The 12,565-nt window shown below is 39.3% G+C and carries 10 protein-coding genes; 1 reads left to right on the top strand and 9 read right to left on the bottom strand.

What is annotated here, in order from left to right; all coding sequences use genetic code 11:
• From T489_RS0108410 to pilM, 8 genes are all read right to left on the bottom strand, one after another.
• Positions 1–1,309: ATP-binding protein (locus T489_RS0108410; protein WP_031579602.1), on the bottom strand; the 1,309-nt coding region annotated here is incomplete at its 3' end.
• 347 nt (positions 1,310–1,656) lie between these two features.
• Positions 1,657–2,733 (bottom strand): 3-dehydroquinate synthase, encoded by a 1,077-nt coding sequence (gene aroB / locus T489_RS0108415; protein ID WP_031579603.1) that lies wholly within the window; start codon positions 2,731–2,733, stop codon positions 1,657–1,659.
• Positions 2,733–3,260, bottom strand: a complete 528-nt coding sequence (gene aroK, locus T489_RS0108420) for a shikimate kinase AroK (protein WP_031579604.1) — start codon at positions 3,258–3,260, stop codon at positions 2,733–2,735. Before aroK ends, aroB begins: the two co-directional genes overlap by 1 nt.
• 181 nt (positions 3,261–3,441) lie before the next feature.
• Positions 3,442–5,541, bottom strand: coding sequence for a type IV pilus secretin PilQ (gene pilQ / locus T489_RS0108425; protein ID WP_051621919.1), 2,100 nt, complete (start codon positions 5,539–5,541; stop codon positions 3,442–3,444).
• Between the two features lie 20 nt (positions 5,542–5,561).
• On the bottom strand, positions 5,562–6,068 hold the full coding sequence (locus tag T489_RS0108430) for a pilus assembly protein PilP (RefSeq protein ID WP_232218299.1): 507 nt from the start codon (positions 6,066–6,068) through the stop codon (positions 5,562–5,564).
• A 23-nt stretch (positions 6,069–6,091) separates the two neighbouring features.
• The gene (locus tag T489_RS0108435; RefSeq protein WP_031579608.1) at positions 6,092–6,820 is read right to left on the bottom strand and encodes a type IV pilus inner membrane component PilO; all 729 of its coding nucleotides are present in this window, start codon (positions 6,818–6,820) and stop codon (positions 6,092–6,094) included.
• A complete protein-coding gene (locus tag T489_RS0108440; RefSeq protein ID WP_031579609.1) occupies positions 6,820–7,431 on the bottom strand; it encodes a PilN domain-containing protein in 612 nt (203 codons plus the stop codon). The genes T489_RS0108435 and T489_RS0108440 overlap by 1 nt, the downstream gene beginning before the upstream one ends.
• Positions 7,419–8,486 (bottom strand): type IV pilus assembly protein PilM, encoded by a 1,068-nt coding sequence (gene pilM / locus T489_RS0108445; RefSeq protein WP_031579610.1) that lies wholly within the window; start codon positions 8,484–8,486, stop codon positions 7,419–7,421. Before pilM ends, T489_RS0108440 begins: the two co-directional genes overlap by 13 nt.
• 161 nt (positions 8,487–8,647) lie before the next feature.
• On the opposite strand from pilM, the gene T489_RS0108450 reads away from it, so the two are divergent.
• Positions 8,648–11,122 carry a penicillin-binding protein 1A gene (locus tag T489_RS0108450; RefSeq protein WP_084155475.1) on the top strand — a complete coding sequence of 825 codons (2,475 nt, stop codon included), beginning with the start codon at positions 8,648–8,650 and terminating at the stop codon, positions 11,120–11,122.
• Positions 11,123–11,381: 259 nt separating this feature from the next.
• Here the strand turns inward: T489_RS0108450 and T489_RS0108455 are convergent, their stop codons facing one another.
• A complete protein-coding gene (locus T489_RS0108455; protein ID WP_031579612.1) occupies positions 11,382–12,554 on the bottom strand; it encodes a pyridoxal phosphate-dependent aminotransferase in 1,173 nt (390 codons plus the stop codon).
• Between the last annotated feature and the right edge of the window lie 11 nt (positions 12,555–12,565).

A 12,565-nucleotide genomic window follows, 5' to 3' on the forward strand; every position in this document is an offset into this window, starting at 1 on the left:
CAGCTTTCTTTTCAGCTTCAAGCTTTGCCTTTAATTCCGCTGCCTTCTTTTTCTCCTCGGCTTTCTTTTCCTCTTCTAGTTTAGCTAACTCCTGTTTCTTTCTTTCTTCAGCTAAAACTTTTGCCTTTGCATCAATATCAGCTTCAGCCTTTAACAGCTCCACATCCTTACCAATAGCGTTCTTTTTATTAATTTTCGCAATAACTTCTGCATTGTCTTCATCTGAAATAATAATTTTAGAATCTTGAGCAACACTTTCCTTATTGACTTCTGCTTTATCAATATCATCTTGTGCCGCATCTCTCTTATCTTTTAAGGCACCGTCATCATCAATGTTATTATGAATTTTTTCAGTGTCTTCAACAGTAATCAACGGATTAAGGTCATCTCTGGTCTTTGAAAGCTCCGGCATCAGTGAATCGACATTTTTATCATCATCTTCTATGGCATTGAGCATATCCTGAGCTTTCTGATTCTGTTCAGTAATAATAGAATTATCCACAAGAGGCTTATTCTGATATTTAATAACAAACACAAGGACTCCAGCAACCATTACAGCTATTGCTGCTCCGCCAAACAAAGCAGTTAAAGTAGCTTTTCTGCGTCTTCTTGCCCGATCAATAGGATTATATTTGTTGCTATCAGTATCCGATAAACCTTCAATCATGCTCTTAATCGCACCGGGATTACCTTTAGCTGCCTGAAGTTCTTTACTGTTTTTCAATGTACGATCATCCAGACCTCGCATTCCTACCATACTTCCGTAGTATGACATGACCAGAATGCTCTCCTGAACACTGATTGGTTTTATCTCCATTTCCATTGGTTCTACGGATAGAGAATTAAGCTGCCTGATTTTCTGCGCCTGCTTTGCTGATGATGAAACAGTTGTTACAATTGAAAAAAGCTGATCTTTTTTGTATTTACTGTAAATATCCACAAGTTCTGAAATAAAACGATCGGCAATATTATCAAAATCATCGATTACAATCAGTACACGCTTCTTGCCAAAATTCATTTTCTGAACAGAACCGATCAGCTTGTCATTTGAATTAATCTTATTTGCATTGGAAATCTGATTTAAAAGTATCTCTCTGCATTTTGTCAGATCCGGATTTCCAGAACCGGGAATATAGGCCTTAATGAATTTGTCATCAACTGATGAAATAAGTTGCTCACATATAACAGTTTTTCCAGCACCAAGACTCCCTTTGATAACAATAAAAGGGGCTCCTACTGAAATCTGATACTTAATTCGCTCTACTAATGATTTTTGACTAGTTAGTTGTGGTAACTGTTCCAAGGCCATGTTATTTCCCTTCTCTATTGCTAATAATCAGTCGACAGATATTTATTATGTTAGGCCAATAGTTATAAAAAATTTCTTTCTCAGGCAGATTGATACACAACACCAGCCTCAAAAGACTCTATTAACAACCTCAAATATGAAAAATTTTATGACGAAGCATACCTTCGTATAAAACCCGATCAATGAATTATATTAGATATTATTTCAGTCATACACATTTACAATTTTTTTACTACAAAGACTGTGAATATACTAGAAAAAATAGAATATTAAACAAATGGGACGTGCTATACGAAGAGAAAGCCGGATATTCAGCTTTCTCTTTAAACAAGCAGATAAAACAAGGATTACTTTGTTGCTTCTACAATCTCAGCCTGTGACAAATCGTCCTTTACAGAAGATTTTCCGAGAGCATCAGGAATAATGTAGCGAATATGACCATTTAATGCTTTTTTATCATGTATCATGAGCTTCATAAAATCATCAGTTGTCATATTTTCTGGCTTGGAAACAGGAAGTCTGTTATTCTTTAATAAAGCGACAATACGATTGAATTCGTTGCCTGACAAATATCCTCTTATTAAAGCAACACGGGATGCCATTACGGTACCTGCAGCAACAGCTTCTCCGTGAAGCCATACTCCGTACCCCATAAAAGTCTCAATGGCATGACCGAAGGTATGTCCTAAATTAAGGATGGCACGAATACCACCTTCCTTCTCATCCTGATGAACAACTTCAGCCTTAATTGAACAACATCTGTAAACTACTTCGGATATAACATCAAAATCAAGCTTCCATATATTGTCAGTATGTTCTTCAAGATACTTGAAAAACGAATTATCCCAAATAATACCATACTTGATAACTTCGGCCATACCGGCAGCAAGCTCACGTTCAGGGAGTGTTTGCAAACAGTTCAGATCAATAATTACAGCCTTAGGCTGATAAAAAGCTCCAATCATATTTTTGCCAAGAGGATGATTTATTCCTGTTTTTCCTCCTACAGATGAATCAACATGTGACAACAATGTTGTAGGAACCTGAATAAAATCAACTCCTCTCTGGAATGAAGCGGCGGCAAAACCAGTCAGATCTCCAATAACACCACCACCAAGAGCAACAAGAGTAGTATCACGACCGCAGTTATGCTCAAGAAGAAAAGTCATAATCTGATTAAAGCTTTCTAAATTCTTGTACTTTTCACCATCAGGAAGTATGCAGCTTGAAACCTTATATCCTAATCTGGCAATTGATTCTTCCAACTTAGAAAGATACCAGGTACAAACAGTTGTGTTTGTAACTATTACAACATTACCTTTCTTCTTAATATAACCGCCCCAAACGTCTTCACGCTCGAGAAGACCACAGTCAATAAAAATCGGATAACTACGATCACCTAAATCAACAGTTAAAGTTTTCATTACATATCCTTCAGTTCATCAAACTTATCAACAATCTGTAAAGCAATCTGCTTTGCTGAATACTGATCAGTTTCAACAACTATGTCAGCCACTTCCATATATAACGGCTCTCTTTCAGCCATTAAACGGGTTAAGGTTCCCAAAGGATCGGAATTATTTAACAAAGGACGTCTGGTGTCTCTGCAAGTTCTCTGATATTGCTTATCAACTGATGTTTTTAAATAAACCACAACACCTCTGGAAGAAAGAGCCTTTCTGTTGTTGGAATTCTTCACAGCCCCGCCACCTGTAGCAAGTATAATTCCCTTTTTCTGAGTAAGTTCATCAATAACGACTTCCTCTCTTTTTCTAAACCCTTCTTCACCCTCAACATCAAAAACCCAAGATATATCCGCACCAGTTCTTTTTTCAATTTCGGTGTCAGAATCAATCAAAGGTAAAGAAGTAAGCTCAGACAGAATTTTACCTATCGTACTTTTACCAGCCCCCATTGGCCCTACTAGAAATATATTCTGAGATTCAGACATAATGCTTAATAGCCCTACATTAACTTATAGTTATAGACATCATCGACTAGATAATGGTTGATTATAACTTATTTTAGAAAAAGATGAACACTGAAAAAACAGATTGAAAATAGTCAATTTGGTGGATTAATTAAAAAAGGCTGTCTTTTCAGACAGCCTTGAATCTAACTAACTAATACTATTACATTGTTTCCTTGAGGATGTGTGGAGTAATAAATACTAACACTTCTCTCTTAGAATTGGTGTTATCAATGCTCTTGAATAACCAGCCAAGTACAGGGATATCACCAAGTAAAGGAACCTTCTTTACAGTACGTGATACAGACTGCTGGAAGATACCACCAAGTACCAGAGTTTCGCCATTACCTACGAGAACCTGAGTATTGAGTTCACGGGTTTCAATTGACAGAGAAGAAGTACCGAATGACTTAACTTCATCGCCCTTATCATCCTGAGTAATAGCTAAATCAAGGAATACAGAATCATCAGGAGTGATCTGAGGAGTTACCTTTAAACTCAGTACAGCCTTCTTCCATTCAATAGTTGTATTACCTGCAGAAGATGCAGTGATTGACGGAATTTCATAACCCTGTTCAATGTAAGCTTCCTTCTGGTTGGTTGTGGTAATGCGAGGGCTTGAAATAATATCAGTACGCTTTTCAGTTTCCAGAGCCTTGAGAGCCAGGTTGATGGCAAAGTTCTTGGTGATACGACCAAGGGAGAATGTGCCACCATCAGTAGGAACGTCAGTAGAAGTACCATGACCTGCATACCACTTACCATCGTTAGGCTTACCAGTAGATAAAACGCCGTTATTGGTGTCCATACCCCAGTTGATACCTAACGCAGTCTCAGCTGATTCATCAATTGAAACAATTCTTGCTTCAATAACAACCTGCTGTACTGGAGTATCAAGAGTTTCAACCAGACGTCTGATGTTTGCTATAGAGGATTCAGTATCCTTGATGATAAGAGTATTAGTTCTTTCATCAACAGTTACAGTACCACGAGAGGACAGCAGACTGTCAGTAGAATCAGCAGAATTTGAAGTGCCGTAAGCGTTAGTATTGTTAGCCTTTATAGATAAGGAAGAGTCCTTAGTAGAAATCAGCTTAACAAAATCAGCAGCCTTTGCATAATTAATCTGGATAAAGTCAGTTACCAAAGGTTCCTTAGCTGTCTTCTTATCCTGTTCTTCAAGCTGCTTCTGTTCATACTGAGCGAGTTCTTCCTGAGAACCAATAAGAAGAATAGTACCTTCTACACGCTTATCCAAACCTTTAACTCGAAGAATGGTGTCTAAAGCCTGATCCCAAGGTACACTATCAAAATTGATAGTAATGTTACCGGTTACAGAATCATTCATTACGAGGTTAAGATTAACTTCCTGAGCTAAAACCTTTAAAGCAGAACGTACAGGTACATCCTGGAAAGATAATGAAATAAGCTTGCCGCTATACTTCTGGGTATTATCAAGTTTAACAACAGGCTTCTTCTTAGCTACATTAATTACAACAGTATCTCCTGACTGATCAAACTTAGCATCAAATTCAGCATTATACATTGTAAAGTCGAGAACAGCACCATCAGCTGTCTGAGATACGTCAATAGACTTAACCTGAGTTGCGTAATCAGCGACATCCATAACTGCCAGTAAATCAGGAGCTACATTAGTACCATGGAATTTAGCTATAAGATGAGTTCCCTTAGGCTGTAAATCGAGGGCAGCACTCTTGTTATCAAGAGTAACAACAACAAGGCCGTCACCTGCAGAATTCTTCTTGAATGATAAAGCGTTGATACGATTAATACCACCGGCAACTGACTTATCTGCGTTGGTGTTTATAATGTCAGGAGTATTAACACCATTTCTAGCTGCAGTAACACGTGGGTCAGTACCGATAGTTACATACAGAGAATTATTCTGCTGAGACACTTCGTATGGAACAAGTGACTTAAGGCCAAAAACAACATCCAAGCCATCACCGTTCTGCTTCACGTTCATGTCCTTTATACCCTTAACATTTACATCAAGAGTATCTTTCAATAAGGCAGATTCAGCATCTGACAGATTGATTACCAACTGTTCTGGATGATACTGAAGTCTATCCTGATATGAACCAATAGGACCATCAAACTGAAGTTCAATCTTAGTCTGACTAGCATACTGATCATTAACCTTAACGTTTTCGAGCTTGGTAGCTGCCTCGGCAGGCAGTACAACGCCAGCCACGGTAGCCAGCATTACAAAAAGCCCTAATTTATTTTTTTGTAAATTCATAATTTTTCCTGCCTGCTAAACTATTCCGCTGTAATTAAATCTAAACGACTGGAGCGCTTATCCCAACAACCCTTGCCGTCGGAAATAAACTCTTCAACTTCAACTGAGTCAGGTGCAACACGTACAACCTTACCAAAGTTTAACCCCATATGCATACCTGGAGTTACGTTAACCAAAACACCATCTGCTGTCTGGATAATTGCTTTCAGCTTTCCATCAATGCTAATGGTTCCCTTCATAAAGAGGTTATCCAAAGCAAACTGTTCCAGTTCCTCCATTGGTCTTTCACGATCCGGCTGCTCACAATCTAATGGTTTGAGAGGCTGAACCATTGAAATTTCTGGTTTTGGTAAAACAAACGGCATTCTGTCAGTTTTAGGTTCAAACTTCATAGCTACAAAGGTATTAACCTTAGGTAACTCTTCAATTCTAGACGTAGCCTGGCGAAGAGCATTCTGAGCAGTCTGCTGAATGTCATCATCATATTTACCACAGGCACTTAAGCTGACGGCAGTTGTTAGAAGCAAAGTAACCAATGCTAACTTTTTCATTATCTGCCTCCCTTATTTCTTCTGCTTGAACGGTCACCGCCCTTCTTCTGTACAACATTGTTATAACGGAAGGTCTTAGCTAACATATTCATTTCGAGAAGTTCACCATCACTTACAGCTGGCTGTGCTTCCTGAGTTGAAATGGTGGTAACATTACCATCTTTTGGTCTTTCTTCAGATGCTTTTACTGCCTTTGCTTTTGTAGTATCAACATGCTTCAGAGAAAACTTATCAATAGTAACAATTCGTGGTAAAGCAGCAACATCTGCAGCAAAGCTACCTAACTGCTGGTATGTACCGGTAACAAATATACTCATTGGTAACTCTGTATAAATGTCCTGAACAATTTCACTTTCCCACTTTATACTAATGAGATTCAGACCATTATCCTGAGCAATAAAACTGATATCGTCAAGAAGATTAGCTACTTCGTTACTGTTAGGTAACTGACGTAACTGTGCATCAAGCAAACTTTCCAGCTCTACAATCTGTTCCTTGTACTGTTCCAGATTAACAGCCATCTTTGCTTTTTCATCGAACTGTTTGCGGAGATCGGTTTCAATGTTTTCCTTCTTTTCAATCTCTTCAAGCTGTTCCATATTCAGAGCTACGAATGAACCACCGACAATGGCTGCAACCAGAAGAAAACCAGTCAAATAACGGAGAACCTGAGGCCATGTTTCAATGCGGCTAACATCAAAATCTCCGACACCAAGATTACTAGCCATTATCTACCTCCTTTCATTGAATTGTTCGGCGCCTGAGCATTATTCTGACTGTCGAGGACACTGAATAGCATATCGAACGCGTATAATCCATCAGGAAGAGTTGGAATAATCTTTTTACCATCTCTCACTTCAGCCTTGGTCTGAGTAATAGTGCCGTTACCAAGCCACTGGCTGTTATCAATGTTACGTAACATTGAAGACAGACGAGGGTTAGATTCAGCTAAACCACCAAGTTTAACAATACGATTATCATAGTTCATGTAGCCGAGATAAACACCTGAAGACACCAGTGTTGGTAAATCAGAGTAGAGATGCACCGGAATATTACGACTCTGCTGAAGTTTATCAATCGCATTCATACGATCGATAAGTTCCTGACGTCTCTGCTTAAGTTTTTCAATTTCGGCAATTTTCTGATCAACTACTTTTATTTCATTATTCCACTGACTGTTTCTGTCTTCCTGATTCTGAATTCTCCAATCAAGAGCAAAATAAATCAGAATGGCAACAATTGCTCCGGCAAAGAGAAATATAACCATGAGTTGAAGAAAATTCTTTCTCTGACGTTCCTTTATTACCTCACGCCATGGTAAAAGGTTTATATTGGACATGGTTCAAAACTCCTTAAAGCTAAACCTAGAGCAGTCATGAACTTGTAACCTTGAGGGTTTTCTTCATTCTTTAACTTAGGGAACTGCTTGAAGATATCAACACACTTGACATCCTTTCTCAACAAAGAAACCATCTGTTCAGTCAGACCGTTTAATAAACAACCACCGCCAGTCAGCACAATCACATCAAGATCATGATGAGTAGAAGATGAAGTGAATAACTGAATATTACGCTTGATATTCTGTGCAAGCTGAGTCATAAATGGATTTACAACTTCACTTGTTGCATCTGCCGGCATTCTGTTCTGAATCTTAGACTTTTCAGCATCATCATAAGGCAAACCATACGCATTACACAGATTCTGTGTAACATTATCGCCACCAAAATTCTGTAAACGCTGGTAAATAACTTCCCCCTTATAGACAACACCAAAAGTGAGGGTGACCGCGCCAACATCGACAATACCTACAGGTTTTTCATCACAAAGGACATCAAACCCAGGAACAAATGCCTTAACGGCTCTTGCCAAAGCATGAACTGAAACGTCCACAACCTTAACTTCCATACCCAGAGTATCAAAGATAGCGCAACGATCGGTTACACTCTGAGAACGAGCACCACTTATAAGAACATCCTGTTTTTGGTTATCAACGAAATTATCACCTAGGACTTCATAGTCAAGATTAATTTCCTCTAATGGGAATGGTATCAGCTGTTCTGCTTCAGAGTTAATGAAATTACTTAACTCAGTTTCGCTCTGACCTGCATCAACCTGTATCACCTTTGAAATAACACTTGACCCCGAAACAGATGTTGCTATGTATCTTGGTCTTTGTCCGATACGCTTAATCAAAGTTCTGCAAGCATTGACTACCTTTTCCATATCATGAATCTGGTAATCAACAATAGATCCCTTTGGAGTTGGGACTTCTGCAACCGCAGTGATTTGAACAGTACCAGGCTTTCCACTAATAGCAACAGCCTTAATAGATTGGCTTCCAAAATCCACGCCTAGGAGCGGATATAGGTTACCTTTGTTTTTCATTCCAGCCATAATTGCATCCGTGCTGATTAACATTTTACTCGTTCTTTTATAATAACTTTAAATTTTTGGATCGTGCCAAAAAAATCTTTATTGATGTACTCTATTTTGAGCTAGGTAACAAATTATTATATAATTAGATAAAATTACGTCATGATATATGGATTAAAAAAATGATTTTTATATGGTTGAGACGAATAATCTGGTTTTTCCTTTTTATTATCAGTCTTTGTATGGCTGCAGGTTGCTTCTATTATTACCACGTTAAAAGTACTCTACCTGATGTCAGCCAATTAAAAGAAGTGAGCTATGAAACACCACTTCAGATTTATTCTGCCGATAATCTTCTTATAGGTGAATTCGGAACTGACAGAAGAATCCCACTGGAATTTGAACAGATTCCACAGCAGGTTAAAGACGCTTTTATTGCTATTGAAGACCGTAATTTCTATAACCACATAGGTATAGATCCCAAAGGGATACTGAGAGCTGTAAAAGTTTTGTTTGAAAAAAGAACCATGTCCCAGGGCGCAAGTACCATTACTCAGCAGGTAGCACGAAACTTCTTCCTGTCTCCAGAGAAGAACATAACCAGAAAACTCAAAGAAATTTTTATTTCTATCCATATGGAACAGGAGCTTACTAAGGATGAAATTCTTACTTTATATCTTAATAAGATTCCTTTCAGTCATCATGCCAACGGCATAGCGGCGGCAGCGTACATATATTTCGGAAAGACTGTAGATGAACTGACCCTCGGTGAAACGGCCATTCTTGCTGGGATGCCAAAAGCACCTTCATCCAACAATCCTATCTCTCATCCGGATAAAGCCCGTGAACGCCGACATACTGTTCTCGAAAGTATGCTGATTACAGGGAAAATCACTAAGGAACAGTTTGAAGAAGCGGATAAGGAGCCTATCAATTCCTATTACCATGCTCCCAAAATAGAGGCCAATGCCGGATATGTTGCAGAATCAATCAGACAGACTTTGGAAGCAACTTATGGTGATGCCATCTACAGCGAAGGCTTCAAAGTATATGCCACTGTGGACAGTCGTGTTCAGGAAAAAGCCAATCAGGCGATCTACAACGGTCTTACCGACTATGATATGAGACACGGTTACAGAAAACCTGAAAACATAGAAGAACTTAATATTGATATTAAAGATACTGATGCGTGGAAGGCCGAACTGAAAAAACGTCAGCTGTACGACTACATTACGCCGGCTTTGGTGCTTACACTTCAGGCTGACAACAGCGCCAACATTGTTTTTGCCGACGATACAAAGTCATCAATCACATGGAACAATATTAAGTGGGCATCAAATTACGATAACCATAAGAAAAATACTCACCACCCTATTGAAAAGATCCTCAAACCAGGTGATATTGTATATGTGCACAAAAAGGAAAACGGAGAATACGGTCTGAGACAGGTTCCTCAGGTTCAGGGCGCCCTGGTTTCCGTAAACGCACAGACCGGCGCTATATTGTCAATGGTTGGCGGATACAGTTATAAGAAGAGCAGTTTCAACAGAGTTGAACTATCAAAACGTCAGGCGGGTTCTAATATCAAACCATTCCTTTACAGTGCAGCTCTTGCTAAAGGCTTTACTCTGGGTACCTATGTTGCCGATGAGAAATTCTCTATCTGGAATAAATGGAGTAATCAGACATGGTCTCCCAAGAACTCTCCAAACGTATATGAAGGTCCTATTCCGCTTAGAGTAGCTCTTGCAAAATCCAAAAACGTGGTTTCCGTACGCATTCTTAACCAGATAGGCGTATCAAACTTCGTTAAGCACCTGAAAAAATTCGGTATTGATGTTAATCAGAAATACTATCAGAATCTTTCTCTTGCTCTTGGTGCCTATGAAATAACTCCACTTGAACTTGTTACTGCATACAGCACATTTGCCAACGGCGGTTATAAGATTGAGCCGTACCTCATTGACAAGATTGTCGTAGGTAGCAACGAACAGGTAATTTATGAAGCCAATCCTGCCATTGCCTGTCCTGACTGTGAAGACGCAGTGACAAATACAATCGTTCCTGAAGTCATTGAACAACAGGCCAAATACCTTGAAGACAACAACTATGCTGAACAGGTTATAACGCATGGCAACGCATTCCTTATAAGCGATACCTTAAAGAGCGTTATACATGGCGGATACGGTCCAAACGGTCCGTTCAACGGCACGGGAACAAGAGCCAGGGCAATGAACCGTCCGGACATAGCAGGTAAGACCGGTACCACCAATGACAGCCGTGATGCCTGGTTCAGTGGCTTCAATGCCAATATTGCCACAACCGTATGGGTTGGTAACGACAACTTCTCCAAAACACTCGGTCGTGGGGAGTCTGGTGCTAAAACAGCTTTACCTATATGGATTGAATTCATGAGCTATCTGCTTAAAGATCAGCCGGTAGCTTCTGTTGAAAAACCTGATTATGTGGTTAAAAACAGTATCTACGGATATCCCGAATATATGATTAGTAATACTAACGACATCAATTTCGGTTCTACCTCATCCGATGAACCTCAGACATATATTCAGCAGGACCAATACGGTTCCGATATTCAGTCTGTACCTGTAACTCAGCCTCAGAATACACAGCCTTCATCAATCGAAGATCTGTTCTAATCTAACCATAAAGATAGTTTCCTCAGTTCAATGGGGAAACTATCAGTCACTTACTTAGTAAGTTCTCTGTTCATTATGGCACCTTAACCAGAATTGATAACCCAGACATCTGATAGACTTCTTTTGACAGTTGTTTAAGAATAATCATGATTAACAGATCAGTAAATACTTTTATATCGTCAAAAGTAAAAAACCACCGTTAAACTAACGGTGGTAAATCAGAGCAGAATAAATGAATTATTATTGCCTCAGAAACTGTTTATTTTCGAAGTTTAAGCTTATCTCTAATACTTGAAAGACGATCCAGCGCTTCTATTAAAGTCTCATCTTTTTTAGCAAAATGCAGTCTGATATACTGTTTTACTTTTCCATCTTTAAAAAAACTGGATCCTGGAACAGCACCAACCCCTACAACAGAAGCCAGATCCTCACAAAACTTCAAATCATCATCATAGTCAAATTCAGAGATATCCACGAGAACATAATATGCTCCCTGAGGCACAGTATGTTTCAGGCCAATCCTGTCAAGCCCCTGCAAAAACAAGTCGCGTTTATGAGTATATTTATCCTGCAAATCTTCATAATACTCATTACCGAAATTCAGAGCTGTTACAGCTGCCTCCTGCAGAGGAGCCGCAGCACCGACGGTCAGAAAATCATGGACCTTACGAACATTATCAATAATGAACGAAGGAGCAATCACATACCCCAGACGCCAACCTGTGATTGAATAGGTTTTTGAGAGTGAGCCGCAGGAAATGGTTCTATCCCACATTCCTGGAAGTGATGCCATGTATACGTGATGATTCGGAGAATAAACTATGTGTTCATATACTTCATCGGTTATCACGAACACATCATATTTAACGGCAAGATCACCTATATATCTCAGTTCATCCTCAGTAAATACCTTTCCACATGGATTTGAAGGATTACAGAGAATTATTGCCTTAGGATGAAGGCGAAAAGCTTCTTCCAGTTCGTCTTTATCAAAGCTGAATGACGGTGGTATGAGATTCACATATACCGGTTCAGCTCCGGATAAAATGGCATCAGCCGCATAATTTTCATAAAACGGAGAAAATACAACGACCTTATCACCAGGATTTGTAACTGTTAAAACGGCTGCCATCATTGCTTCAGTACTACCTGAGGTTACAACAATTTCTCCTTCAGGGCTAATTTTTCTGCCCATTAGCTTTGACTGTTTTTCAGCCAGCGCCTGTCTGAAATTTGCGGCTCCCCAGGTAATTGAATACTGATGATAATCCTCATAGGCCACCTGAGACAGTCGCTCAAGCAACTCACGCGGAGGGTCGAAATCCGGAAACCCCTGTGAAAGATTTACCGCATTGTACTTCTGGCAGATTCTGGTCATTCTGCGAATAACCGAATCCGTAAAAGTTCCGCATCTTTTGGATATTGCAGCCATTTCTCAGCATT

Source organism: Ruminobacter sp. RM87 (assembly GCF_000701925.1).
In the GTDB taxonomy this organism is placed as follows: Bacteria; Pseudomonadota; Gammaproteobacteria; order Enterobacterales; family Succinivibrionaceae; genus Ruminobacter; species Ruminobacter amylophilus.

What these genes read in the sequence shown, in the direction of transcription:
- aroB (WP_031579603.1), bottom strand. Translation starts at nt 2,733, where the DNA reads ATGAAAACTTTAACTGTTGATTTAGGTGATCGTAGTTATCCGATTTTT.
- aroK (WP_031579604.1), bottom strand. Translation starts at nt 3,260, where the DNA reads ATGTCTGAATCTCAGAATATATTTCTAGTAGGGCCAATGGGGGCTGGT.
- pilQ (WP_051621919.1), bottom strand. Translation starts at nt 5,541, where the DNA reads ATGAATTTACAAAAAAATAAATTAGGGCTTTTTGTAATGCTGGCTACC.
- T489_RS0108435 (WP_031579608.1), bottom strand. Translation starts at nt 6,820, where the DNA reads ATGGCTAGTAATCTTGGTGTCGGAGATTTTGATGTTAGCCGCATTGAA.
- T489_RS0108440 (WP_031579609.1), bottom strand. Translation starts at nt 7,431, where the DNA reads ATGTCCAATATAAACCTTTTACCATGGCGTGAGGTAATAAAGGAACGT.
- pilM (WP_031579610.1), bottom strand. Translation starts at nt 8,486, where the DNA reads ATGGCTGGAATGAAAAACAAAGGTAACCTATATCCGCTCCTAGGCGTG.
- T489_RS0108450 (WP_084155475.1), top strand. Translation starts at nt 8,648, where the DNA reads ATGATTTTTATATGGTTGAGACGAATAATCTGGTTTTTCCTTTTTATT.
- T489_RS0108455 (WP_031579612.1), bottom strand. Translation starts at nt 12,554, where the DNA reads ATGGCTGCAATATCCAAAAGATGCGGAACTTTTACGGATTCGGTTATT.